Genomic DNA, 22,711 nt, shown 5'->3' with positions numbered 1-22,711 from the left:
ACAATACGACATCAAGACCATGATCATTCCGGCACACCCAGACGACGAGGCGCAGCGCATCCAGACACTGCTGGCGCTCGACGTGCTGGACAGCGAGCCCGTCGAGGAACTCGATCGCATCACGCGCCTTGCCGCACGGCATTTTCAGCTGCCGATCTCGCTGGTAACGCTCATTGACGCCGAGCGCCAGTGGTTCATCTCGCGGGTGGGCATGGCGGTGCGGCAGACCGCGCGCGACGTATCGTTTTGCGCACATGCGATCCTGAATCGGCCGGGCGTGCCGATGGTGGTCGCCGATACGCGCGAGGATGCGCGCTTTGCCGACAATCCGTTGGTGTGCGGCCCGCCGCACCTGCGCTTCTACGCGGGCGTGCCGGTGTACTCCCGCAGCGGCCACGCGCTGGGCACGCTGTGCCTGATCGACCGGCAGCCGCGTCGTTTCGGTCCGGACGACGCCGATTGCCTGCGCGATCTTGGCGCGATGGTCGAGCAGTATTTCCATCTGATCGAGGAGCGGCGCGACGCCGAGCGTACACGCCGCTCGCTGGCGACTACCGAGACGCTGTTCGAGCGCACCGTGAATCAGGCCGCGGTGGGGCTTGCGCTGCTTTCGGTCGAGGGGCGCTGGTGGCATGTCAACGACCGCCTGTGCGCGATGCTCGGACATGATCGGGCGACCTTGCTGGCCGCCAACTTCGAGCAGCTCACGCATCCCGACGACGTGCCCCACAATGTCGCGCTATTCAAGCAACTGCTGGCGGGCGAAATCGAAACCTACGCGCTGGAGAAGCGCTTCATCGGCGCGGACGCACGAGTGATCTGGGTGCAGGTTGTCACCTCGGTGATGCGCGACGAGGACGGCAAGCCGCTGTACTGCATCTCGGCCGTCAGCGATATCGGCCAACGCAAGCGCACCGAGCAGGAGCTGGCGGCGTTGCGCGCCGAACTCGAGCGGCGGGTGGTTCGGCGCACCAGCGAGTTGAGCGCGGCGGTGCGCGAGCTGAACGCCGAAATCGAGCGCCGCAAGATCTTTCAGCGCGAACTGACGCAGGAGCAGGAGCGTTTTCGCGGCACGCTGGAGAATGCCATCGACGCCTTTGTCGAGACCGACGAACAAGGCACGATCACGACCTGGAATGCGGCCGCCGAGCAGATTTTCGGCTGGCCCAAGGCCGAAGCCGTTGGCGCGGCGCTGATCGAGAAAATCGTTCCGCCGGCAATGCGCCAGGAGTATCGAAGCGCGCTCGAGCGCTTTGCGCGCAGCGGCGAGCGGACTCTTTTGGGCCAGCGTATCGAGGCGACCGGCCTGCGGCGCGACGGCACCGCTTTTCCGGTGGAGGTCACGCTCGGCGCCAGCCGCGTTGGCGGCCGCCTGCGCATCAATGCGTTCCTGCGCGACATCAGCGAGCGCAAGGCAAGCGAGGCCAGCATACGCGAGAGTCGCGCGCAATTGAAGACGGTGCTCGACAACGTGCCGGCGATGATTGCCTATATCGGCCCCGATCTGCACTATCGCTTCCACAATCGCGTCCACGAACAGTGGTTCGACGTGCTGCCCGGCGGGCTCGACGGCATGCATGTTCGCGATCTTTGGGGCACCGGATTGTTCGAGCAATTGGAGCCGGACGTTCAGCGGGTATTGCGCGGCGAGCACGTGAGCGTCGAATACGAGATGCCGGCCCGCTGGGGGACGATCTGGATACATTCGTCGTTCGTGCCTGACATCGATGCCGAGGGCCGCGTGGCCGGCTTTTATGTGCTCGGGCAAAACGTCTCCGAGCGCAAGCAACTGCAACAGCAACTCGAATTCGAAGCGCACCACGATGCGCTCACCGGCTTGCCGAACCGGCGCGCCTTCATGACGATGCTAAAGGAAACCATGGCCCGCACACGCCGCCAGCAGCACCACATGGCGCTGCTGTTCATGGATCTCGACGGCTTCAAGCAGCTCAACGACGCGCGCGGGCATGAGTTCGGCGACCAGGTCTTGCAGTGGTTTGCCGCCACGCTGCACGCGTCGATTCGCGAGACCGACCGTGTCGCACGATTGGCCGGCGACGAGTTCATCGTGATTCTCGAACACCTGAAGAACGGCCTGTGCGATGCCAAGAGCGTGGCTTACAAGTTGCGCGAAAAAATCAGCGCCGCGCATGTGATCGGCGGGGTCCCGATCCGGCTCTCGACCAGCATTGGCGTGGCGCTCTATTACGTCGACAGCGGCGAGAGCGCAAGCCGCCTGCTGGCCCGCGCCGACGCGGCGATGTATCAGGCCAAGGCCGCGGGCAGGAATCAAATCGTGTTGTCCGATCCGAGCGATCCCTCGGCCGAGCCGGGAGGGTTGGCGTCGCAAGCCTGCGGCTAAGCCTGCGCGGGGCGGCCTGGCAACGGGGATTGTCCGTCGCGCCCGGCTTGATAAGGCACCAGGCCGCACGCGATGCTACGCGGGGTCGTGGCGCCGAGGCCGACGACGAGATGCCCGAATCAGCGTGAGCCGGCGTTGGCGGCCGGCAACGCGCCGGGCATCAGGCGCTTTTGATCTGACGCAGTGGCGCGACCGCCTGCCCTTTGGCTTCGGCCGCGGGCGAGCGCTCCTGCTCGCGCGATGCCAGGTACCGCAAGCAGCACACGCGCAGAAACGACGCGAAATTGGTCACTTCGCCACGCAGGGTAGTGAGTTCGTCATACAGTTTGACGACGAACTGGCTGGTGGTCAGATTCTCGCGCTCGGCAATATCGTGGAGCACATCCCAGAAGAGATTTTCCAACCTGACCGTAGTGATCACGCCGTGCACACGCAGCGAGCGTGTTCGGGACTCGTAAAGCATCGGATCTGCCTTCACATAGACATTGCACATGGCGTGCCTCCTCACTCGAATGTCGTGCCCCGCCGCGAGCATGTGCGGGACGTGGACGTTGGCGCCAGCGTCGCAATCACGGCGTGATTTGCGTGCCCAGTACTTTCAGAAATTCCGCGATGAATCGAGGATGGGCCGGCCACGCGGGCGCGGTGACCAGATTGCCGTCGACCGCCGCCTGATCGAGACCGATCGCCTGATAGATGCCGCCAGCCAGTTCCACCTCGGGTTGACAAGCAGGATACGCCGAACATTTGCGCCCCGCCAGCACATTGGCGGCAGCCAGAATCTGCGCGCCATGGCACACGGCCGCAGTCGGCTTGCCCTCGCTCATGAAGTGTTTCACGATGGCGATGACCTGCGGGTTGAGCCGCAGGTACTCCGGCGCGCGGCCTCCGGCGATCACCAGCGCATCGTAGTCTTGCGCGCGCACCGCGGCGAAATCGGCGTTGAGCGTGAAGTTGTGGCCGCGCTTCTCAGAGTAGGTCTGGTCGCCCTCGAAATCATGTATCGCCGTCTTGATGGCTTGCCCGGATGACTTGCCAGGGCACACCGCATGGACCGTGTGGCCCACCATCAGCAGCATCTGGAACGGCACCATTACCTCGTAATCCTCGGCAAAATCGCCGACCAGCATCAATATTTTTTTCTGCGCCATGACGTCTTTCTCCAATGAAAAGCGGCCTGCAGCGGCGCGCCGTGCGGGCAATCGCCGCATCGAACTCTGATGCGGCGGCTGCCCGCCGTTGCCGCCCCTGCTCAGGCCGAGTCGCTATGCATCCGCCCGGCTTTCCATCAGATCACGCGCTGACGCATTTGCTCGGCGATGTGTTCGGCCTGCCGGATGGCGAGCGTGACAATCGTGAGCGTCGGGTTTTCCGCGGCACCGGTGGTGAACTGGCTGCCGTCGGAGATGAACAGATTCTTCACGTCGTGCGTCTGGCCGAATTTGTTGCACACGCCATCGGCCGCGCGCGCGCTCATCCGGCAGGTGCCGAGGTTGTGCGTGGACGGGTAGGGCGGTACCTGATAGACGCGCTTGGCCCCGACCGCTTCATAGACCGCCGAACCTTGACGCAACCCGTGAGCGCGCATCGCTTCGTCGTTGGGGTGGTCGTCGAAATGCACATTGGCCACCGGCATGCCGTATTGGTCCTTGACCGCCGAATTCAGGGTGATGCGGTTGGTCTCGCGCGGCATGTCTTCGCCGACGATCCACATCCCGGCGGTGTGAGCGTATTCGTCCATCGCCTGCGTGAAGTTCGTGCCCCACGCGCCCGGGTTGAGGAAGGCCGCGTAGAACGACAACCCCAGCGAGATCGTTTCCATGTGATAGCCGCCCACGAAGCCCCGACTCGGATTGAACCCTGCCTCGTCGCTGATGATGCCGGCCATCGTCGTGCCCTTGTACATGTCGACCTTGTTTTCGAACACGCCATAGACCGACGCGGTGGTATGCCGCATATAGTTGCGTCCGACCTGGCCCGACGAATTGGCCAGTCCGTTGGGGAACAGTGCCGATTCCGAATTGAGCAGCAGGCGCGGCGACTCGATCGAATTGCCCGCCACGCTCACCACGCGGGCCTTCTGACGCTGCAGCTTGCCCTGGGCGTCGTAATAGAGCACCGCCGACGCATTGCCGTGCATGTCGTGTTCGATGCGCACGACGTGCGTTTGCGTGCGCAACTCCATATGGCCGGTGGCTTGCGCGTGAGGGATTTCCGTATAGAGGGTCGACCACTTGGCGCCGGTGCGGCATCCCTGAAAGCAGAAGCCGCGCTGAAAGCAGTGGCTGCGGCCATCGCGAACCTGGCTGTTGATCGCCATATGCCCGGTGTTGCATTCCTTGTAGCCGAGCTTGCTCGCGCCGGCGTGCATCACCTTGAAGTTGTTGTTGCCGGGCAAGCCGGGAATGCCGTTGGTGCGAGTCACGCCCATTTTGTTTTCGGCGCGCGCGTAATACGGGTCGAGCTCCTCGCGCGTGACCGGCCAGTCCAGCAGGTTGGCGCCGGGCAGCGCGCCGTAGGTCGTGCGCGCCTTGAACTCATGCGGCTGGATGCGCAGGCTGGCGCCGGCCCAGTGAACGGTGGTGCCGCCCACAGTCTTGCAAATCCATGCCGGCAGGTTGGGGAAATCGCGGGCAACGCGCCACGATCCCGAGGTGGTGCGCTTATCGAGCCATGAAAGCTGCTGGAAGGCGGGCCACTCGTCGGCGATGAAGTCGCCCCGGTTGAGCAGCTTTCCGGCCTCCAGCACGACTACGTCGACGCCTTTCTGGGCAAGCTCATTGGCGAGCGTGCCGCCGCCGGCGCCGGACCCGATGATGACGACCACATGGTCATCGTCGAGCGAGAAATTGATTTTGTTGTAGTTCGCGTCCATCGATGTCTCCTGCAATAAGTCTATTTAGCTATCCTGGGGGATCGGCCCGCTGTCTTCGGCGGGAGGATTGGGCAGCCAGGCCAGATCGTCGAATCCCTTGTGCAGGTAGCCGCCGTCGCCTTCTTCCCCGCCGTAGCCGAAATGGGCATAGGCCATGGTGTTGCTGTACAGGGAGACCACCGCGGTGCTCCTGACCAGTTCGAAAAACGGGTCGCCCTCCATCGATGCCACGTCGACCGCCTGCAGCGACGCCGAACGCTTGAGCCAATTGGTGCCGGCGATGCCGTCGAGCCGCTTGACGCCAGCCAGCAGCGTTTTCCTGTTGGCCGAATCGGCCTTGGCCTTTTGATCCAGCGCCTTGACGACCAGCGCATAGACGGCGTCCTCGAGCCCCTTGTGCGGATAGAGGTGGCGCGTGAAGGCCAGGATGACCGCGCCCTGATGCGCATCGAACGACGACATTTCGAGCGCCCACACGCGGCTGGGCGCCACCATCGCCAGCGTCGACGAAACCGCCAGGGTGCCCGTCAGAATGCCGGCGCCCTTGAGCAGACTGCGGCGCGTAAGCCGGATGGCAGCGATACTTTCGACGGGACCCCGGCAATCATCCGCCTGGATCGGAATCACAGCACGTTTCATGTTTGTCTCCTGAATTTTTGATGGGGGGACTGCTGTTCTATGAATGTCGACCACTTCCTACCCGGCCTCACTGATAATGGCCGTGGCGCTCCAGCACTTCTATCTTGTAACCGTCGGGATCCTGAACGAAGAAATAGCGTGCCAGCAACTGGTTGGCGCCGTCGTGAAACTCGCGGATATCGGCCGGGTTGAAGCCAAGCTCCCGCATGCGCTGATGGGCCGAAGCGACGTTGTCGACGCAAACGGCTACATGCCCATAACCGTCGCCATGGGTGTAAGGCGCCGTGCGCGACTTGTTCCAGGTCAGCTCGATCTCATTGTCGGCCTCGGCATTGCGCAGGTAGACCAGCGAGAAATCGGGAAAATCGAGTCGGTGCGAGATATGCAAATCGAACGCCGTTTCATAAAAGCGCAGCGATTTGTCGAGGTCCAGCACGCGGATCATGGTGTGAATCAATTTGGCCATTCGGCACCTCCTTGAGCACGATTTTAGGAATGCCGATCGGTGCGAAGGTAATGCCTGGCTAAATTGGCCTAGGGGATTTCCCGGGGTTGCCGGGCATGCAGGAGAAAGGCGCGGCGCCAGCGCTCGCTGAGCCGATGTGGCGCACTCATCCTATAATGCGGCTGCCCGCGAGTCGCGCTTCGGCGCATCGCCGGCAGGCTTTTTTGCGCCGCATCGCCACGTGAGCGTGCGGCGTTTCATGTTGGGTCTGACAACTATGATCGTTCGTCCTCGCCTTCACTGGTTTCGCATGCTTTTTGTCCTGCGGGGCTCGGTGTTACCCGAAATCCTGCCGCAACTGTTGCTGACCATGGCATTTGCCGTGATGGTGACACTCGCGCACGGGCGCCTTTTCGCGTGGAAGGTGTCGCTGAATTTCGTGCCGTTTTCGCTGATCGGCCTGACACTCGCGATTTTTCTCGGCTTTCGCAACAGCACCAGTTATGCGCGCTATTGGGAAGCACGGGTGTTGTGGGGTGGCGTGCTCAACCAAACCCGCTCGCTGGCGCGCCAGGCGCTCACCGTGGTCGACGATCCTATGCCAGCCAAGGCATTCGTCTACCGCCTGATTGCGTTCGTTCATGCGTTGCGCCATCAGTTGCGGGGCACCGACGCGAGCGACGATCTGGCATGCTGGCTCGAGTCGGCCGATCGGGCTCGGCTGGAGGGTCTGCGTTTTCAGCCAGCGATGCTTCTGCTGATGGCCGGCGAGTGGATGCGCGAGCGGCGCCGCGAGGGCGTTCTGGCGCCGGCGCTCGCGCAGACTATGGAAACCCATCTGGGGTATCTGACCGATATGCTCGGCGGCTGCGAGCGGATTGCCGGCACGCCGATTCCTTTCACCTATGCGGTGATCATTCATCGGACTGTGTATCTGTATTGCCTGTTGCTACCGTTCGGTCTGGTTGACTCGATCGGCTTGATGACGCCGGTCGTGGTGACGTTTATTGCCTACACGTTCTTTGCGCTGGAAGCGTTGAGCGCGGAGATCGAGGAGCCATTCGGCACCGATGCGAACGACTTGCCGCTCAATGCCATGAGCGAAAGCATCCAGGCGTCGCTGCTGGAAATGCTGGGCGAGCGCGCGTTGCCGCCAATCAACGAGCCGCAGAACTATTTACTGATTTGACGCACTGCGCCCCGTCGGGCGTGCCGGGCGGGGCGTCGAGCGTGATGGTGCAGCGCGAGGTTAATTGCTCGCGTGGCCGTATTGATGTGCCACGTGCTTGCCCTCGTGGCGCTGAGTGGTGTGGTGGCGGGTGTGCGTATAACGCGTGCGAGTGCGGGAATCCGCCAGGTTGGCGTGCATGCTGCTGCGATCTTGCGCGCGCGCCATCCCGTTATCCCGATCCGATGCCGAGAAGCCGTTGGTATTGGCCATGCCGCTGGTGCTCATATGCGAGCTCGACATGCCGCCGGCCCTCAATCCCATGGAACCGCCGTCCACGCCGGCGCTCATGCCGGCGCCGACCCCGGCGCCCATGCCGCCACCGCGGGCCTGGGCGTTGAGAGCGACCAGCGACATCGCGGCCAACGCCACGCCGATCAGATAATTTGCTTTTTTCATGCCAACTCCTTAGACCGCCTGGGGTGAATGCGCCACTGATCGTGGCAATGTGTTCACACCCAATTTAGCGGTGCGCCGGGGCGGCATGTGCTACCGGCCTGTGACGTCTGTAACCAGCTGTAAAGATTTACCGATGCGCCGTCTGATCGCCGCGGCCGAACGTCCGGAGCGGGCCGCTTCATACCGCCGCCCCATGGCTCTCGATCTCGGCGTCGGTGCGTGCGGCTGGCGTGCCGTGCTTCTTGCGCTTGTTGGCGTACATGCTCGAGTCGGCCAGCGCGAACGCCTTTTTCAGCGAGCCGGCTTCGGATTTCATCGCCAGTCCGACCGAGACACTGATATCCACCGATTTCAGCGCGGCCGTCAGGCGCGCCGAAAGGGCTTCGGCCTCGGACGGCGCGATGTCCTGCAGCAAGATGGCAAACTCGTCGGCGCCGAGCCGGGCCACGCAATCGCGGCGGCGCAGCACGGCATGGATGGTCTGGGCGGCGCGCCGCAGCATTTCGTCGCCCGCGGCGCGGCCATCCCGTTCATTGACCGCCTTGAGGTAGTCGACATCGAGCACGGTGATCATTGCGTCTTCGTCGCGCCCCTTGAGTGCCGCCTCGATCTGTTGCAGGTATTGATCCCAGCCGGTCCGGTTGAGCGTGCCGGTCAGCGGGTCGAGCAGGTCTTCGTGGCGCGTCTCGAGCACTAGCCGTTCGGTGGTGATGAGTTCGGCATGCAAGTGCATTATGCCGACCATGCTCGCCAAGGCCGGCATCACAATGCGGGTGTCGGGTGTGGGCATCTGCGTGCCGCCATGCAGCCATCCAAGCAACGCGCCGCGGCTGTGGCCGCCGCTGGGCGTGAGGATGGCCCGAAAGATTCGCGATGTGCCGGCCTGCGCGCCCAGCAAGTCGAGCTCCGCGGCATTTGCCGGGCGAAATTCGAAGGGCGCTGTATCGTCGTCGTTGACACTCGCTCCGTCGAGAATGCTTTGCGCAAGTAACGCAAGATCGGTGTTCCCGACCTCGCCCGAGACGGCCAATGCGTGCCAGTCACCGCCCTTGTGCTGGAAAACCGCCCAGGCGGTCAAAGGCAGTCCGGTCTGCAGGACCTGCAACTGTGCTGTCAGGACTTCGCGGGCGAGATAATCGGCCCGACTGCCGCGAGATTCGAACCCCTTCATTATGATTGATATCCCCGTTGAGTCTGTCGTGCCCGTCCGGTGTTGCGGGCTGTATTGCGCTGATTCTCCCACAAGCCGGCGCGCTCGGGCGATCGCAATGACGTGTGTGTCGAATCGTTGCAACAGCGGCCGGCAGGGGTTTACTAGACGACTGGTCTAATTTTTGGTTATCATAAGCCCCCATGAACGCCACCAGCGCCGCCGAAATGCGGCAACACATTCTCGATACCGCCAAGCCCATCATGCTGCGCAAGGGCTTCACCGGTGTCGGCCTGAACGAAATTCTCGCCACCGCGGGAATTCCGAAGGGTTCGTTCTACCACTACTTCGGCTCCAAGGAAGCGTTCGGCGAAGCGTTGCTCAACGCCTATTTCACCGATTACCTCGACCATGTCGATCAACTGCTGATGCGCGATGCCGGCACGGGCGCGCAGCGTTTGATGCGCTACTGGGCTGATTGGCATGCCATGCAGTCGGGCGGCGCCCCCGATCGCAAATGCCTGGTGGTAAAACTCGGCGCCGAAGTGTGCGACCTGTCGGAAGCCATGCGCGCGGCGCTCGAGCGCGGCACCGCGCAAATCGTCGAGCGTCTGGCGCGCTGCATCGAGGCCGGGCAGGGCGACGGCTCGCTCGATGCCGGCATCGAGCCGTATGCCACGGCGGCGACGCTGTACGAACTGTGGCTGGGCGCCACGCTGCTGGAAAAAATCCGGCGCGACGGCCGGCCGCTCGACGTGGCCTTGGACGCCACCCGGCAGATGCTCGGCCTGGCCGCCACTTCCTGACGTATTCACCCGAGGCGTGCGATGGCGCGGCGTTCGCGCAAACGCTGGCATGCCGTTTTTTTGCCGTCTTTCGAGACGACTGGTCTAATAGGAAACGCGTCTTATGCAAAATTTTGATTACTACAATCCCACCCGCATCGTCTTTGGCGAAAACACCATCGGTCGCCTGGCCGAGCTAGTGCCGGCCGGCGCGCGCGTGCTGGTTTTGTATGGCGGCGCCAGCGCCGAGAAAAGCGGCACGCTGGCTGAAGTGCGCGCGGCCCTGGCCAGGCACGACTTCGCGGAATTCGGCGGGATCGAGCCGAACCCGTCGTATGAAACGCTGATGCGCGCCGTCGCGCAGGTGCACCGCGAACAGCGTGATTTTCTGCTGGCCGTGGGCGGCGGCTCGGTGATCGACGGCACCAAGTTCGTCGCCGCCGCCGCGCTGTTCGACGGCGAGCCGTGGCAGATCATGGAGGCGCGCGGCGAGAACGTTACCCGCGCGCTGCCGCTGGGCAGCGTGCTGACGCTGCCGGCTACCGGCTCCGAGATGAATAGCGGCGCGGTGATCACCCGGCGCGCCACACACGCCAAGCTGCCGTTTCACAGCCAGCACACCTTCCCGCAATTCTCGATTCTCGATCCGCGCAAGACTTTCACGCTGCCGCCGCGCCAGATCGCCAACGGCGTGGTCGATGCCTTCACGCACATCATCGAGCAATATCTGACGTATCCGGCCGGCGGCCTCGCGCAAGACCGTTTCGCCGAGGGGCTGCTGCAAACGCTGATCGAAATCGGCCCGCGCGCGCTGGCCGAGCCGCACGACTACGAAGTGCGCGCCAACCTGATGTGGGTCGCCACACTCGCGCTCAACGGGCTGATTGGCGCGGGCGTGCCGCACGACTGGGCCACGCACATGATCGGGCACGAACTCACCGCAAGGTATAACATCGACCATGCGCGCACGCTGGCCATCGTGCTGCCGCCGATGCTGCAGGTGCGCCGCGACAGCAAGCGTGCCAAGCTGCTGCAATACGCGCAGCGCGTCTGGGGTATCACGCAGGGCAGCGAAGACGCGCGCATCGACGCGGCCATCGAGCGCACGCGCGCGTTCTTCGAAAGCCTCGACGTGAAAACCCGCCTGCAAGACTATGCGATCAACGCCGCCGCGCTCGACGACCTGGTCGCGCAGCTGGAAGCCCACGACATGACCGCGCTCGGCGAGCGGCAGGACGTCACCCTCGAGGTCAGCCGCCGCGTGCTCGAGGCGGCGCTTTAAGCGGTGCCCTGAGCCGCACGCCAAGCCCCATTCGAGACGCCGGCCTCAACCGGCCGGTGCCTCGCCCGCTGATCCTGAGCCCTATCCAAGGAGCCTTTCCCATGAAGATTCTCTTCGTTCTGACCTCGCACGACCAGCTCGGCAATACTGGCAAGAAGACCGGCTTCTGGCTGGAAGAATTCGCAGCGCCGTACTACGCGCTCAAGGACGCCGGGGCCGAGCTCACACTCGCCTCGCCGCGCGGCGGCCAGCCGCCGCTCGACCCGAAAAGCAGCGACCCGTCGGCGCAAACCGACGCCACGCGCCGCTTCGCCGCAGACCCCGCCGCGCAGGCCGAACTCGCCAACACCCGCAAGCTTGCCGAGGTACGTGCCACCGACTTTGACGCTGTGTTCTATCCGGGCGGTCATGGCCCGTTGTGGGATCTCGCCGAAGACAAGCACTCGATCGCGCTGATCGAGCAAATGATCGCTGCCGGCAAGCCGGTGGCCGCGGTCTGCCATGCCCCTGGCGTGCTGCGCCACGTCAAGGCGCAAGACGGCGAGCCGCTGGTCAACAGCCGCAAGGTCACGGGGTTTTCCAACAGCGAGGAAGCGGCGGTGGAGCTCACCGACGTGGTGCCGTTCCTGGTCGAGGACATGCTCGCGGCCAATGGCGGCGAGTATTCGAAAGCGGCCGACTGGGCGCCGCACGTGGTGGTCGACGGCCTGCTGATCACTGGCCAGAATCCGGCTTCGTCGGAGCCGGCGGCCAAGGCGCTGCTCGACAGACTGCGCGGCGCCTGAGGCTCAAAAAGCGCGGCCTCCGTTCGTGGCCGCTGCCATGCCAATTCGCGACGGCGGCCGGTGGCGATCCGCGCCGGCTGCCGTTGATGTCTGGAAAGTTGATTGCGCGAGCTCACATCGTGCGGTTGTGATGCGTGCGGTCATGCACCGCGTGCTGCACGTCGCGTCTGATATCGCGCCGCACCGAACGCTTCACTGCGTGCTGCCGCGTGATGGAGCGATGTATCTCTTGTCCAGAGACACGATGACGCGCGCGATCGCGCGTCATCGGCGTACGCCGGACGTCATGCCGCTGCGCCATCTCATGCGGCGGCGCCACGCGCCGGTCGTCCGGGTGCTGGCTCGGGCTGACCTGAATATCGGACCCCGCGCTTGCCCCCATATGATCCGCCCCGGAGGCGACGCCGGCCTGCATGCCGCTGTTCATGCCAATGTTCTCGCGCGCCTGCGCATTCATCGCAAGCACCGCCATCGCGGCCACCATAGCCGCCACAAAATAATTTGCTTTTTTCATATCGACTCCCGGTTACTGGCCCGCCAGACGATCAGGCGGGTCGATGAAATGCAGTCTAGCCGCGCCGATGCGCGCCGGGTGATACCGGGGAGTGACGTGTGTAACGGGGTGTAAAACGAGCGGACATCGCTGAGCAAACCGAAATAGTTGACGCATTGAGAATGCGGGGTCCAAGGCACGAGCTGAGCCGGCTGGCAGATGAGGCGGGGCAGTGAGCCAGACGGCGTAGCGCGCCATCAAGGGAGCCGCACCACCACCTTGCCGAAGGTGTTGCCTGCCTCGAAATAGCGGAATGCCGACAGCGTGTCGGCGAAGTCGAAGACGCGATCGATCACCGGTGCCGTGAGGTGAGCCGAGATCGCGCGGTTCATCGCTTCGAACTGGGCGCGACTGCCGACCGCAACGCGGCGCATGGTGGCTACGCTGCCGGCGATCGCACGAACATCGATTGTCGTGGTCTGGTTGGCAAGCCAGCCGACGATCGCGATCTGGCCTTCGATCGCTACCGATTTCAGTGACTTCTCAAGCGTGCCGCCGCCGCCCACTTCGATGACATGATCGACGCCGCGGCCGCCGGTCAATTCGCGGACCGCCGCTTGCCATTCCGGAACGGCCCTGTAGTTGAGGACTTCGTCGGCCCCCAGGCGACGCAGGCGTTCGGCTTTGTCGTCGCTGGAGGTCGTGGCGATCACCCGCGCGCCGTGCATTTTGGCGAACGCGAGTGCGAACAGCGACACCGATCCGGATCCGAGCGTCAGTACGGTGTCGCCAGGCGACGGTGGACGAAGCCCGGTCAGCGCGTTCCACGCGGTCACGCCGGCGCAGGGCAGCGTCGCCGCCTGCTCGAACGACAGGTGATCCGGAATGCGCACCACCGCATCCTCGCTTGCCACGACGAATTCCGCGAGCATCCCATCGAGCGAGCCGCCAATTTGCGCGGCGACATCCAGGCTGAATCGGCCGTCGATCCAACGCGGAAACACCGAGCCGGCGACGCGGTCGCCGACCTTGTGGCGCGCCACGCCAGTGCCGACGTCAACGATCTCGCCGGCCCCGTCGGCCAAAAGTACGACGTCGGGCTTGACGGGCAGCGTGTAATACCCGCGCAGGATCATCAATTCACGGGCATTGAGGGCACAGGCGCGGATGCGGATGAGCACCTCGCCGGGGCCCGGCGCGGGCCTTTGCCGCTCGCGAACGCTGATTCCAGCGATGCCGGCGCCCAGGCTGGCGTGATAGCTTTTCATGGCTTTTTCTCCTCGGTTCAGATGGTCACGGATATGGCCACTTGCCGGCGCGGACCCACGTCGACGCCACGCCGGCGCCGGTCAACCCCTTGTCAGCGGCTGCGCCTGGCCGGGCACGAATTGGTAGTCGGTGACGATGCGCCCATCGGTATCGAGCACCAGGAATTCAAGCCCGACGGCCAGGACCGTGTCATCGTGCCCCGCCAGCATCTCCCAGTGGAAAGTGACAACGTCGCGCAGCGCGCACGCGTCCCTGACCGCCCGGAAGCGGTTGCCCGCCTGCGCGACGTTTTTCTCGTGCGACCCGATAATCCGCTGCTCGAGTTCCTCGTAGCCACGGGCCTCGCGCGTGCCCACATAATGGGTGCCGTTGGTCACCCACAGCGCCGCGATCTGCTGTCGCCGCTGCTTGGCGTCACGCTCGTTCCAGACTTCCACATATCGGTTGGCAAGTTCCTGCGGATCAATCATGGCAACTCTCCTCAAAATGGCGGCAATGGCCGTCTCGGCAGTTATGATGGCAGTGCCAGATAGAAAAATAAATTGATATTATGAACATGGTTTAATTAGATTTTCTTAACAATGCTGCGATGACCTATACCAACGAATTCACAGGCCTTGCCGAGTTTCTGGCGGTTGCCAGGCATGCGAGTTTCCGCGCGGCCGGGGCCGAGCTGGGCGTCACGCCGTCCGCGGTCAGCCAGGCCATTCGCTCGCTCGAGACGCGCATCGGATTGCCACTGTTTCTGCGCACGACGCGCAGTGTTTCCTTGACCGAGGCAGGAGCCCGACTGATGAGCCGGCTGGCGCCTGCAGCGGTCGAAATCAATGAGGCGTTGGGGGCACTCGACGCCTTGCGCGAGCGTCCGGCCGGCAATCTGCGCCTGTCCGTGCCGCGTATCGCCATGGAATTGATAGTCGCGCGCATCCTGCCCGAATTCCGGCGGCTTTACCCTGAGGTGACGGTCGAAATTGACGTCAACGACGCCACGGTCGATCTGTCCACCGCGCAGTTCGATGCGGGGATTCGCATCGAGGAGTTTGTCGAGCGCGATATGGTTGCTGTGCGGCTGACGCCCGACTTTCGGTGGGCCGTCGTCGGATCGCCCGCCTATTTCGCGGCGCGCGGCCGCCCACGCTCGCCGAAGGATTTGATGCAGCACGAGTGCATCCGCTATCGTTTTCCATCGGCGCACACGATTTATCGCTGGCAATTCCTGCGGCGCGGCGGCGAATACTCGCTCGATGCGCCCGGTGGAATTGTCGTCAACGACCATCTCGGGATGGTCGAGTTCGCCAGGCTGGGGCTGGGTCTTGCCTATACCGTCGATCTCCTCGTGAAAGCCGATATCGAATCCGGTGCACTCGAGGAAGTGCTTGCGCCGCACCTGCCGACCAAAGCCGGCCTGTTTCTCTATTTTCCGGTTCGAAGCCAGACGCAGCCGAAACTGCGGGCCTTCATTGACATTGCGACGGCGTACTGGGGAGGGCGCAGATAGCGAGCGACGGCCACGATGGTCCGGGCGATGACGCCAAACGACTCCAGTTGCCAGAATTCCTGTCCGTGAGGACTTCGCCGCGCGACATGCCGGAGCAACTCGGCGTATTCCGGGGTTGCCGCGATACGCTGCGTTCGGTGAGCCCGTGGAGAGTGTGCTAACTTTGCCAACATCCGAAGCGAGTTGGCTGGCCGGATGGCGAATTCGAAAATTCAGTATTTGGGCGGCATGTCGAGACGCCAGCGCGCTGTTTCCGCCGTCCGGATCGACTACCTCCGATGGAGAGCGCCAGATGTTTGTGTATGAATTAACCCAACATCCCCTGCATCTCGGGCTTGGCGCGACCGCCTCCGTGGAGCCCACGTTCACCGGCTCAATGGACTGGTACTCGGCTTATGAGGCCCGTCACGCGAAGGACGGCATCGAGGGGCGTCTGGTAAGCATGCACTCGTTCGCCGAGTCCTGGGCAACGTGGGAGATGCATCCTCATGGCAGCGAGGTCGTGCTCTGTACCGGTGGACGACTGACACTGCATCAGGAGCACCCGGATGGAACGACCTCGAGCATCATCCTGGGGCCGGGGCAGTATGCCGTGAATCCGCCAGGGACGTGGCACACGGCGGATGTCGACGGTGAAGCTACGGCGGTGTTCATCACTGCGGGCATGGGTACGCAGCATCGGCCGAGGTGAGCGCGAATCACGCTCGCCTGTCCGGGGCCCGCGCTCATTGCATGCACGGGGCCGCCCGCTATAGCTTACTCAAGCGCGCACTGGCCGCCGCGGTCCGCCTGGCCCGAATGCGGGGCGCACGACACGCTAGGGAGATTCTGCATGAGACTCATGATCCAGGCCTTCGCCGGGTTGGCCTTCCTGATGTCCATCATTAGCGCGGCGTTGTTCGTGGCCGCCGGATCCTTCGCATTCTCGCTGGCGTTGGTGTATCTCGCGGTCTTCGGCGGATCGACCATCCTCATCACGGCTTACCTTGCGCTATACGACAGAGCGCTCCTTGCCGGGCGGCTGCAGGCCGGTCCGGCCGCCGAGACGCGGCCACTGCAGCGGTCGATCCAGTCGATTGCGGGCCTGCTGTTCGTTGCGATGTACGTGGTCGCGGGCCTCGACTTCCGCTACTCGTGGTCCCGCGTGCCGCCGTTGGCCAGCATCCTGTGTGAGCTTATGGTCGCGATGGGTTTTGTCATCGTGTTTCTGGTGTTCCGGGAGAATCGCTACACCAGAGGCACGATCGCGGTCTCGGCCGGCCAGCAGCTGGTCGCGACCGGGCCCTACCGGTGGGTCCGCCACCCAATGTACGCGGGCGCGCTGCTTATGCTCCTGTTCACGCCACCGGCGCTTGGCTCGCTCGTAGCCATCCCGTTGGTGGCCCCGCTCGCTGCCGCGATTGTCGCCCGGATTGGCGACGAGGAGCGACTTCTCGCAGACACGCTGCAAGGGTACCGGGGCTACCAGCGGGCAGTGCGCTACCGACTGATTCCATTCGTTTGGTAGGCGAAGGCGCCACTGGCTCGCGCCTGCCAACACCTGGCCAATGGCTGCGCCGGGCTCTACCGGTGGCTCGCCGTTGCCAGCAAGCGGCGCGCGCGAGCCTGACGTCCCGACTCTCGATGACCTGCCTCAGATGCCAACCTTGGGTGCATCAAGAATCAAACGCAGACCGAGCGCTGTAATGGGCCGGTGATCGGGCGGCCAGCGCCGCGCTATATCTTCGAGGCGACGAAAATCAGGTACGCGCCGCCCGCGATTTTCAGGCCGATGTAGAGCCATTCGACGGCCTGTAAAAGCGTGTAGAGCCCGGCTAGCGCGACGCCGCCGAAAAAATGCCTCTCCCCATCCCGAGAGCCGTGGCCAGTCCATCACGACGAGATTTCAAGGTCGCCAGCGGATGCCTGCGAGTTGGCTGTTGCACTTTCCCAGCGGCCCGGAGGGCCAGACGCAGCGGCGACGCAGTCCTGCCGCATCCGCTAACGCAGGGAAACCGGCCGGAGTTTGACTTTGGTCAAGCACGGTCAAACGCCCCGGGTATTCAATGATGGCATCCCGATTCAGACGGAAGAAAAAAGGGTGGGCACAATCATGAACATTTTGATGCGGCGCTTGGGGCTGGGCGCGGCGCTGTTGACGGCGTTGATTTTGGCGACGCCGGCAGCCCGCGCGCAACAGCAGCAGACCATTGACGGCTTGCACGTTAATATCGGCGTCGTGATCGCCCGGTGGGCCGGACACTTCCCGGAAGAGTCCACTTCGCACCCGAACCTTGGCAAGACGGGGTCCGACCATCATTTGGTGGTAAGCATCACCGACACAAAATCAGGGGCGAAGGTTGCCGATGCCGAGGTCCGCGCCGATGTTCTGGGTCCGGACCGGCAAGTGCAGGAGAAAAGACTGGTGCCTCGCGTCACGAGCGGAGTGCCTGATTACAGCGAAGCCTTCGACATGAGCAGGCCGGGGCGCTACAGGATCACCGTGTACGTGAAAACCAAGGCACACCCCAAGCCGCTCGTCGCAAGATTGAACTGGACCAACCCCGGTTGAACCCACGTATCTGACAAATCCTGCCGGGCCGACATGCGGTTGACGGCGCGTTCTGCGGCAAGCGAGTTTCCGGTTCTGTCAGGCACAACCATCATCGGCCTTCGACCAGGCCGTGCCCTTTGACATCCAACGTTGGCGCCGATGTGCTTGATCCGCGGGTCGCAAGCGCGTGCGACAAGCTTCAGTCTGACGCTGACTGGCGTAAGGTCTTGACCAGCAGGTCATGCAGGCTATCAACGGCCTTCGAGCCGCGCGAATCGCGGCTTCTGTAAGCCGCGACTTCCATCGGTTCGAGCGGGCCCAAACCTTCGTCGCGACCCAGAATCCGCAGATGCCCGGGCGCGCTGCATTGCGTCAGCGCCGCGACCGCCAACCCGCTTTGGACTGCCGCGATTTGCCCGGCAAGACTGGAGCTGTTGTAGACCACTTTGTATCGACGCCCCTGCTGCGCCAGTGAATGAATGGCGCAGCGTCGCGCCAGACTCGCACTTTCGTAGACGGCGATCGGTATCGGATCGCGACGCCACAGCTCGAACTGCGCAGCGCCGACCCAGACCATGGGCTCGTGAAACAGCAGGGTGCCGCGCCGCGCGTGATCGCGCGACACCAGCGCGATGTCCAACTCGCCACTGGCCACGCGCGGGATGAGCGAGGTGGATTGCTCGCAGATCAGCTCGATTTCGACGCCACTGTGCCGCGGCGCGAACCGCTTGAGCACTGGCGTCAGATATTTCTCGGCATAGTCGTCCGGCACGCCGAGCCGCACGCGTCCGGTCAGTTGATCGCCTTGCAGCGCAATCTTCGCTTGCGCATGCAAGTCGAGAATGCGACGCGCATAGCCGAGCAGCGTCTGGCCATCGTGGGTGAGGACAAGCGCGCGCGAGCCGCGCTCGATGAGTCGAAGCCCGAGCGCGTTTTCCAGCTTCTTGAGCTGCATGCTCACCGCCGACTGTGAGCGATGCACTTCACCCGCGGCGCCCGAGAGCGAACCGGCATCGACCACGGCGACAAAGCACTTTAGCCAGTCTGTTTGCAGATCGCCTTGTTTCATGGCTCTCACCCGCTTTCGATTTTCGAATGAATAATCTTCGAATTATGCGCTTTTCGTTCGATGGGCGCCGGTACACACTGGGTGCATGAACGCCAACCAGCACATCCACAATTCAGCCTCCTGCTTGGTGACGACCCGCCGGTCGACCGGCGCGTGGCCGTTTGTTCTGGGTTGCGTGCTGCTCGGCACTATCGGCATCTTTGTAAAAAACGCCCACGCCGATCCGCTGACGGTAACGTGGTTTCGCTGCGCATTCGGCCTGATCGTCCTGACCGGCTGGGTGACGTTGCGCGGCCAGACGCGATTGCTGCGGCTGACGCGAACGACCGGACCGTGGGTATTGGCCGCAGGCTCCTTGATGGTACTGAGCTGGGGCTTGTTCTTCTCCGCCATCGAGCGCATGTCGGTGGGGGTCGCAATCGTGCTGTTTCACTTCCAGCCGATGTGGGTGCTGGTCCTGGGCGCCCTGTTTCTCAAGGAGTCGATCGGCAGGCGCCGCATTGGCGCGGTCTCGGTGGCGATGGTCGGCCTCGTACTGGCGACCGGAATCGTCGAGCACCCCTCAGGCGGCGACGTCCCGCAAGGTTACTGGCTTGGTGTGATGTATTGCCTGGTGGGCGCTTTCTGCATGGCATGCGTGACGATCATCGCCAGACATCTGCGCGAGTTGCCCGCGGGTATTCTCGCCTGGTGGCAATGCGCGATCGGCACGCTGACGGTGTGGATCTGGCCGATGCAGCACGGTTGGCCCGGGTTGGGTGTCTCGTGGCTGTGGCTTGCCGGGCTCGGTATCATTCACACAGGCCTGGCCTACACGTTGATATACATTGGCATGGCGCGCCTGAACACAGGCCGCATCGCCCTGTTTCAGTTCGTGTATCCGGCGGTCGGCGTCTTTATCGACTGGATTTACTTCGGACAGCGTTTGAGCGGCCTGCAACTGACAGGCATCGCGTTGATGGCGGCCGCCATCTGGTTTGCCGAACGCGCTTGCGCAATGGCGCGAACGCCGCCCCCTGGCGTCGAGCCTAACGAAGTAAGCGGAACCTGATCACGCTGCGCAAAGGTCGCGATCAGGCTCCGTCTGGATTGAGTCCCGTAGCTCCCGCCGGGCACGCGGTGGCCGAGTCAAGGCTCGTCGTTCGGCGCCAGCTTGCGCTCGATAAAATGCATGCCTCGTTCGATGCCGTCGCGCACCGCTTCCGCCTCGGTGAGCCATTCGGGCTGAACTGCTGCGGGGCGAACCTCCGTGATCTCGCCTTCGGTACTGCGCACGCTGACCCTCGCCCGCCACACGCCAAGCTCGGTCCGCGCGGGCTGCGTGGACGCTCAGGGTACCGCGGGCCAAACCTGCTGCAGCGTGGATTCGGGCCAGTTGTCGGGCAGGTCGGACGTGGCGATATAACGCGCGTAGAACGAGCCGATCAGCATGCTCGCGAGTATCTCGGGGTCGGCGCTGCGCGGCAGTTCTCCGGCGTCGATACCTTCGATGAGTATCTGGCGCAGCGCGGCCCGGCGCGGTTCCACCAGCCGGCGGCGAAAAGCGTCGAGCAGTTCAGGATAGCGGCGCTCCTCCGTGAGCAGCGAACCGACCACCGCCAGGGAGTTCCGGCGCGAAAGATTGGCCTGGAAATTCCGCAGCAATGCAAGCGCGCGCTCGCGTAGCGGGCCCGCAGCGGCAGGAATGCCCTGGATGCGGAGCGAGTCGATCACGGCGACGACGATCTCTGCCTTGCTGCGAAATCGGCGCCGTACGGCGGGCACGGTCGTGCCGGCGGCTGCCGCGATCGAGTCCAGGGACATGCCGGCATACCCAGCCTCGCCAAGCTGTCGCTCGGCCGCCGCGAGGATCGCCCTGTCCAGCCCGGGGTCTCTGGGTCTTCCCGCTGGGCGCACGTCGGCAGATGGCATGGTTGCTACTCCTGATTGAAATACGTTACGATACCATGCCAAAACGAAATTACCCCGGGAGAACTGCTCATGTCCGCGAAACCGATGCCCGCTAACGCCGTCGTCCGCGTCTCACGCGGTGCATTCAATCCCGCGAGATTCGCGGAGGTCCAGGCCATGACGGAAGCAACGGGCCGCTATCTGATTCCCGCGATCGAAAAGCTGCCCGGCCTGATCAGTTACTACGCCGGAGCTTCCCCGTCCGGCTCCATGGTGCATGTCAGTGTCTGGGAGTCGGACGAGCATGCCCAGCAGATGGGGCGGCTCAGAGAGATGATCATGGATGCCAGGCAAGCCGCGGAAGAAGCCGGGGTTGAGTTCGACCCCATCGTCAACTACCCGGTTGACTGGTCTATCTGAACTTGGGCGATGTGCCGGGCCGGTTATCTCGCGGTAAAAGGCTTGGGAAAGGCGGCCCCCTTTCGCCCTCGGGCGCGGCGACGCCAACCCCCCGCCCGGGCAGGGGGCTGGCTTACGCCGTCTTCGCTGCTGCCCGTGCGCGGCGCACGCCGGCGTCGTTCGATATCGATTCGCGCACGCAGCGCGCGAATTCCTGCGCTGCGGGCTGGACCGTCGCGGGCAACCGCAGGCAGATGGCGAATGGCGGCAGCGCGGGCAAGCCGCTTGCCTTGGATGCGATCGGCTCGACATCGGCGGGCAGGGTGGAGCCGAGCCAGGTGGTGACCGCGAGACCCGCGCGCACGATTGCCGCAGTTGCTTCGATGTTGCCGTTCTCGAACACGGTACGCCAGGCGATACCGGCGTCGGTCAGCGCATCGAGCACGACGGGGCGGAAAACGCAGCGTTCGTCTACCATCGAAAGCGGCAACGGCCGCCTTTGCCACGCGCTGCTGTCGCGCCCTTTGACCCACACCAGCGGCTCGATGCGAAGCACTTCGCCGTCGGCTTCGCTGGCAACACATTCCACTATCGATACGTCCAGGCGACCGCCGTCGACGGCTTCGCGCAGTTCAGACGAGGTTGCGCACACCAGGGAAATATCGACGTGCGGATGCGCCTCGGTGAATGTCTTCATCGCGGGCGCGAGCTGCGCGACCAGATCGTGAGGCACGCCCACGCGCAGCGCGCCGCGCAGTGGCTGGCCGGTCATTTCGGCCCAGACTTCATCGTTGAGCCGCAGCAGCCTGCGGGCATTGACGAGAAACTGCTCGCCCCGGCGCGATAGTCCCAGCTTGCGCGTCCTGCGCACGAACAGTTCGCAGCCGAGCAGCTCTTCGAGGCGCTTTACCTGCTGGCTGACCGCGCCTTGCGTCATATGCAGCAGATTTGCCGCGACGGTCATGCTGCCGCTGTCGGCTACGGCCACGAACGTGCGAATCAGATCGAGATCGAGATTTCGGTTCATCGGCACATTATGCCGCGTAATGCGTCTCATAAAAATTATTGTCTTTTGCGATATATCGGTGCTCCGTACAATGCGATCTCCCCCTTGCGAAGGTGCGTCGATGGCGCCGCTTGCGCGGCTTCGACGTCGGCCGTCGTGGCGCCCGCCGCCCTTTGCCTTTCGAGCTGGAGATATGCATGGCCTCTCATCCGTTTGCCGAGTCTTTCGACCTCGAGGCGGCGTTCGCCGATGTCTCGGACTATTGGTCGCCCAAAGTCGTTGCGCAGGTCAACGATCAGTACGTAAAAATCGCAAAAGTGCGCGGGGAGCTTGTGTGGCACGACCATGAGCACGAGGACGAATTGTTCTACATCGTGCGCGGGCATCTGACGATCGAATATGAAAACGGGCGTGCCATCGATTTGCCGGCCGGTTCGATGCACGTGGTGCCGCGCGGCACGCTGCATCATCCGGTTGCCGAAAATGAATGCTGGGTCGTGCTGATCGAGCCTGTGCAAACCAAGCATACGGGCAACATCCAGTCGCCGCAGACCCGCTCGATCGAGGAGCAGTTGGGCTGAGCGCGCTGCGCTCTCCGGCCGCA

General features: G+C 63.7%; 25 protein-coding genes and 2 pseudogenes. 12 read left to right on the top strand and 15 right to left on the bottom strand.

What is annotated here, in order from left to right:
* Positions 1-19 precede the first annotated feature (19 nt).
* Entirely contained in the window at positions 20-2,362 is a 2,343-nt protein-coding gene (locus EPN80_RS02165) for a PAS domain S-box protein (RefSeq protein WP_293023126.1), read from the top strand.
* Positions 2,363-2,522: 160 nt separating this feature from the next.
* On the opposite strand, the gene EPN80_RS02160 is transcribed toward EPN80_RS02165, so the two are convergent.
* From EPN80_RS02160 to EPN80_RS02140, 5 genes are all read right to left on the bottom strand, one after another.
* Complete coding sequence (locus EPN80_RS02160) at positions 2,523-2,855, bottom strand: ribbon-helix-helix domain-containing protein (RefSeq protein ID WP_293023124.1); 333 nt, start codon at positions 2,853-2,855, stop codon at positions 2,523-2,525.
* A 76-nt stretch (positions 2,856-2,931) separates the two neighbouring features.
* On the bottom strand, positions 2,932-3,513 hold the full coding sequence (locus EPN80_RS02155; protein WP_293023122.1) for a DJ-1/PfpI family protein: 582 nt from the start codon (positions 3,511-3,513) through the stop codon (positions 2,932-2,934).
* A 137-nt stretch (positions 3,514-3,650) separates the two neighbouring features.
* Positions 3,651-5,237 (bottom strand): GMC family oxidoreductase, encoded by a 1,587-nt coding sequence (locus tag EPN80_RS02150; protein ID WP_293023120.1) that lies wholly within the window; start codon positions 5,235-5,237, stop codon positions 3,651-3,653.
* A 24-nt stretch (positions 5,238-5,261) separates the two neighbouring features.
* Entirely contained in the window at positions 5,262-5,876 is a 615-nt protein-coding gene (locus EPN80_RS02145; protein ID WP_293023117.1) for a twin-arginine translocation signal domain-containing protein, read from the bottom strand.
* A gap of 67 nt (positions 5,877-5,943) precedes the next feature.
* On the bottom strand, positions 5,944-6,342 hold the full coding sequence (locus EPN80_RS02140) for a VOC family protein (RefSeq protein WP_293023115.1): 399 nt from the start codon (positions 6,340-6,342) through the stop codon (positions 5,944-5,946).
* 256 nt (positions 6,343-6,598) lie between these two features.
* On the opposite strand from EPN80_RS02140, the gene EPN80_RS02135 reads away from it, so the two are divergent.
* Positions 6,599-7,510: a bestrophin family protein gene (locus tag EPN80_RS02135; protein ID WP_293023113.1), complete on the top strand. Its 912-nt coding sequence runs from the start codon at positions 6,599-6,601 to the stop codon at positions 7,508-7,510.
* Positions 7,511-7,570: 60 nt separating this feature from the next.
* Here EPN80_RS02135 and EPN80_RS02130 read toward each other — a convergent pair whose 3' ends face one another.
* The gene (locus EPN80_RS02130) at positions 7,571-7,906 is read right to left on the bottom strand and encodes a hypothetical protein (RefSeq protein ID WP_293023181.1); all 336 of its coding nucleotides are present in this window, start codon (positions 7,904-7,906) and stop codon (positions 7,571-7,573) included.
* Between the two features lie 220 nt (positions 7,907-8,126).
* Positions 8,127-9,119 carry a GGDEF domain-containing protein gene (locus tag EPN80_RS02125; RefSeq protein WP_293023111.1) on the bottom strand — a complete coding sequence of 331 codons (993 nt, stop codon included), beginning with the start codon at positions 9,117-9,119 and terminating at the stop codon, positions 8,127-8,129.
* Positions 9,120-9,301: 182 nt separating this feature from the next.
* On the opposite strand from EPN80_RS02125, the gene EPN80_RS02120 reads away from it, so the two are divergent.
* The 3 genes from EPN80_RS02120 to EPN80_RS02110 all read left to right on the top strand — a co-directional run bounded on the left by EPN80_RS02120 (position 9,302) and on the right by EPN80_RS02110 (position 11,950).
* Positions 9,302-9,904 (top strand): TetR/AcrR family transcriptional regulator, encoded by a 603-nt coding sequence (locus EPN80_RS02120; RefSeq protein WP_293023109.1) that lies wholly within the window; start codon positions 9,302-9,304, stop codon positions 9,902-9,904.
* A gap of 103 nt (positions 9,905-10,007) precedes the next feature.
* Positions 10,008-11,165, top strand: coding sequence for an iron-containing alcohol dehydrogenase (locus tag EPN80_RS02115; RefSeq protein ID WP_293023106.1), 1,158 nt, complete (start codon positions 10,008-10,010; stop codon positions 11,163-11,165).
* Positions 11,166-11,266: 101 nt separating this feature from the next.
* Complete coding sequence (locus EPN80_RS02110; protein ID WP_293023103.1) at positions 11,267-11,950, top strand: type 1 glutamine amidotransferase domain-containing protein; 684 nt, start codon at positions 11,267-11,269, stop codon at positions 11,948-11,950.
* Between the two features lie 112 nt (positions 11,951-12,062).
* Here EPN80_RS02110 and EPN80_RS02105 read toward each other — a convergent pair whose 3' ends face one another.
* From EPN80_RS02105 to EPN80_RS02095, 3 genes are all read right to left on the bottom strand, one after another.
* Positions 12,063-12,464, bottom strand: a complete 402-nt coding sequence (locus EPN80_RS02105; RefSeq protein ID WP_293023101.1) for a hypothetical protein — start codon at positions 12,462-12,464, stop codon at positions 12,063-12,065.
* 236 nt (positions 12,465-12,700) lie between these two features.
* Positions 12,701-13,711 (bottom strand): NAD(P)-dependent alcohol dehydrogenase, encoded by a 1,011-nt coding sequence (locus EPN80_RS02100; protein ID WP_293023098.1) that lies wholly within the window; start codon positions 13,709-13,711, stop codon positions 12,701-12,703.
* 81 nt (positions 13,712-13,792) lie between these two features.
* Positions 13,793-14,182 carry a hypothetical protein gene (locus EPN80_RS02095; protein WP_293023095.1) on the bottom strand — a complete coding sequence of 130 codons (390 nt, stop codon included), beginning with the start codon at positions 14,180-14,182 and terminating at the stop codon, positions 13,793-13,795.
* A gap of 119 nt (positions 14,183-14,301) precedes the next feature.
* On the opposite strand from EPN80_RS02095, the gene EPN80_RS02090 reads away from it, so the two are divergent.
* The 3 genes from EPN80_RS02090 (at position 14,302) to EPN80_RS02080 (ending at position 16,717) form a co-directional block, all read left to right on the top strand.
* Positions 14,302-15,210: a LysR family transcriptional regulator gene (locus EPN80_RS02090; protein ID WP_293023093.1), complete on the top strand. Its 909-nt coding sequence runs from the start codon at positions 14,302-14,304 to the stop codon at positions 15,208-15,210.
* 298 nt (positions 15,211-15,508) lie between these two features.
* Positions 15,509-15,901: a cupin domain-containing protein gene (locus EPN80_RS02085; RefSeq protein ID WP_293023091.1), complete on the top strand. Its 393-nt coding sequence runs from the start codon at positions 15,509-15,511 to the stop codon at positions 15,899-15,901.
* 141 nt (positions 15,902-16,042) lie between these two features.
* Positions 16,043-16,717, top strand: coding sequence for an isoprenylcysteine carboxylmethyltransferase family protein (locus tag EPN80_RS02080; protein ID WP_293023088.1), 675 nt, complete (start codon positions 16,043-16,045; stop codon positions 16,715-16,717).
* 212 nt (positions 16,718-16,929) lie between these two features.
* On the opposite strand, the pseudogene EPN80_RS02075 reads toward EPN80_RS02080, so the two are convergent.
* Positions 16,930-17,093: pseudogene (locus tag EPN80_RS02075) on the bottom strand (LysE family translocator); the annotation flags it as partial.
* A 128-nt stretch (positions 17,094-17,221) separates the two neighbouring features.
* Between EPN80_RS02075 and EPN80_RS02070 the strand changes: the two are divergent.
* Positions 17,222-17,761, top strand: coding sequence for a hypothetical protein (locus EPN80_RS02070; RefSeq protein WP_293023085.1), 540 nt, complete (start codon positions 17,222-17,224; stop codon positions 17,759-17,761).
* A gap of 181 nt (positions 17,762-17,942) precedes the next feature.
* On the opposite strand, the gene EPN80_RS02065 is transcribed toward EPN80_RS02070, so the two are convergent.
* On the bottom strand, positions 17,943-18,812 hold the full coding sequence (locus tag EPN80_RS02065; protein ID WP_293023082.1) for a LysR family transcriptional regulator: 870 nt from the start codon (positions 18,810-18,812) through the stop codon (positions 17,943-17,945).
* Between the two features lie 85 nt (positions 18,813-18,897).
* Here EPN80_RS02065 and EPN80_RS02060 point away from each other — a divergent pair, with 85 nt between their 5' ends.
* The gene (locus tag EPN80_RS02060) at positions 18,898-19,863 is read left to right on the top strand and encodes a DMT family transporter (RefSeq protein ID WP_293023080.1); all 966 of its coding nucleotides are present in this window, start codon (positions 18,898-18,900) and stop codon (positions 19,861-19,863) included.
* A 77-nt stretch (positions 19,864-19,940) separates the two neighbouring features.
* On the opposite strand, the pseudogene EPN80_RS02055 reads toward EPN80_RS02060, so the two are convergent.
* Both EPN80_RS02055 and EPN80_RS02050 read right to left on the bottom strand, forming a co-directional pair.
* Positions 19,941-20,123, bottom strand: a pseudogene (locus EPN80_RS02055) (DUF6566 family protein); the annotation flags it as partial.
* Between the two features lie 18 nt (positions 20,124-20,141).
* Entirely contained in the window at positions 20,142-20,723 is a 582-nt protein-coding gene (locus tag EPN80_RS02050; protein WP_293023076.1) for a TetR/AcrR family transcriptional regulator, read from the bottom strand.
* 69 nt (positions 20,724-20,792) lie between these two features.
* Between EPN80_RS02050 and EPN80_RS02045 the strand changes: the two genes are divergently transcribed.
* Positions 20,793-21,122: a hypothetical protein gene (locus tag EPN80_RS02045; RefSeq protein ID WP_293023073.1), complete on the top strand. Its 330-nt coding sequence runs from the start codon at positions 20,793-20,795 to the stop codon at positions 21,120-21,122.
* A gap of 112 nt (positions 21,123-21,234) precedes the next feature.
* On the opposite strand, the gene EPN80_RS02040 is transcribed toward EPN80_RS02045, so the two are convergent.
* The gene (locus EPN80_RS02040) at positions 21,235-22,128 is read right to left on the bottom strand and encodes a LysR substrate-binding domain-containing protein (protein ID WP_293023071.1); all 894 of its coding nucleotides are present in this window, start codon (positions 22,126-22,128) and stop codon (positions 21,235-21,237) included.
* A gap of 176 nt (positions 22,129-22,304) precedes the next feature.
* On the opposite strand from EPN80_RS02040, the gene EPN80_RS02035 reads away from it, so the two are divergent.
* Complete coding sequence (locus EPN80_RS02035) at positions 22,305-22,688, top strand: cupin domain-containing protein (protein ID WP_293023068.1); 384 nt, start codon at positions 22,305-22,307, stop codon at positions 22,686-22,688.
* Positions 22,689-22,711 lie beyond the last annotated feature (23 nt).

This window comes from Pandoraea sp. (genome assembly GCF_004297875.1).
Lineage (GTDB): Bacteria > Pseudomonadota > Gammaproteobacteria > Burkholderiales > Burkholderiaceae > Pandoraea.
Note: the sequence above shows the minus strand (reverse complement) of the source record. Positions and strands in the feature narration are given on the sequence as shown.

Coding starts and splice junctions, on each gene's coding strand:
- EPN80_RS02045 (WP_293023073.1), top strand. CDS start 20,793: ATGTCCGCGAAACCGATGCCCGCTAACGCCGTCGTCCGCGTCTCACGC.
- EPN80_RS02060 (WP_293023080.1), top strand. CDS start 18,898: ATGAACGCCAACCAGCACATCCACAATTCAGCCTCCTGCTTGGTGACG.
- EPN80_RS02165 (WP_293023126.1), top strand. CDS start 20: ATGATCATTCCGGCACACCCAGACGACGAGGCGCAGCGCATCCAGACA.
- EPN80_RS02035 (WP_293023068.1), top strand. CDS start 22,305: ATGGCCTCTCATCCGTTTGCCGAGTCTTTCGACCTCGAGGCGGCGTTC.
- EPN80_RS02120 (WP_293023109.1), top strand. CDS start 9,302: ATGAACGCCACCAGCGCCGCCGAAATGCGGCAACACATTCTCGATACC.
- EPN80_RS02155 (WP_293023122.1), bottom strand. CDS start 3,513: ATGGCGCAGAAAAAAATATTGATGCTGGTCGGCGATTTTGCCGAGGAT.
- EPN80_RS02160 (WP_293023124.1), bottom strand. CDS start 2,855: ATGTGCAATGTCTATGTGAAGGCAGATCCGATGCTTTACGAGTCCCGA.
- EPN80_RS02110 (WP_293023103.1), top strand. CDS start 11,267: ATGAAGATTCTCTTCGTTCTGACCTCGCACGACCAGCTCGGCAATACT.
- EPN80_RS02150 (WP_293023120.1), bottom strand. CDS start 5,237: ATGGACGCGAACTACAACAAAATCAATTTCTCGCTCGACGATGACCAT.
- EPN80_RS02040 (WP_293023071.1), bottom strand. CDS start 22,128: ATGAACCGAAATCTCGATCTCGATCTGATTCGCACGTTCGTGGCCGTA.
- EPN80_RS02065 (WP_293023082.1), bottom strand. CDS start 18,812: ATGAAACAAGGCGATCTGCAAACAGACTGGCTAAAGTGCTTTGTCGCC.
- EPN80_RS02095 (WP_293023095.1), bottom strand. CDS start 14,182: ATGATTGATCCGCAGGAACTTGCCAACCGATATGTGGAAGTCTGGAAC.
- EPN80_RS02080 (WP_293023088.1), top strand. CDS start 16,043: ATGAGACTCATGATCCAGGCCTTCGCCGGGTTGGCCTTCCTGATGTCC.
- EPN80_RS02145 (WP_293023117.1), bottom strand. CDS start 5,876: ATGAAACGTGCTGTGATTCCGATCCAGGCGGATGATTGCCGGGGTCCC.
- EPN80_RS02115 (WP_293023106.1), top strand. CDS start 10,008: ATGCAAAATTTTGATTACTACAATCCCACCCGCATCGTCTTTGGCGAA.
- EPN80_RS02050 (WP_293023076.1), bottom strand. CDS start 20,723: ATGCCATCTGCCGACGTGCGCCCAGCGGGAAGACCCAGAGACCCCGGG.
- EPN80_RS02090 (WP_293023093.1), top strand. CDS start 14,302: ATGACCTATACCAACGAATTCACAGGCCTTGCCGAGTTTCTGGCGGTT.
- EPN80_RS02125 (WP_293023111.1), bottom strand. CDS start 9,119: ATGAAGGGGTTCGAATCTCGCGGCAGTCGGGCCGATTATCTCGCCCGC.
- EPN80_RS02135 (WP_293023113.1), top strand. CDS start 6,599: ATGATCGTTCGTCCTCGCCTTCACTGGTTTCGCATGCTTTTTGTCCTG.
- EPN80_RS02100 (WP_293023098.1), bottom strand. CDS start 13,711: ATGAAAAGCTATCACGCCAGCCTGGGCGCCGGCATCGCTGGAATCAGC.
- EPN80_RS02105 (WP_293023101.1), bottom strand. CDS start 12,464: ATGAAAAAAGCAAATTATTTTGTGGCGGCTATGGTGGCCGCGATGGCG.
- EPN80_RS02130 (WP_293023181.1), bottom strand. CDS start 7,906: ATGTCGCTGGTCGCTCTCAACGCCCAGGCCCGCGGTGGCGGCATGGGC.
- EPN80_RS02140 (WP_293023115.1), bottom strand. CDS start 6,342: ATGGCCAAATTGATTCACACCATGATCCGCGTGCTGGACCTCGACAAA.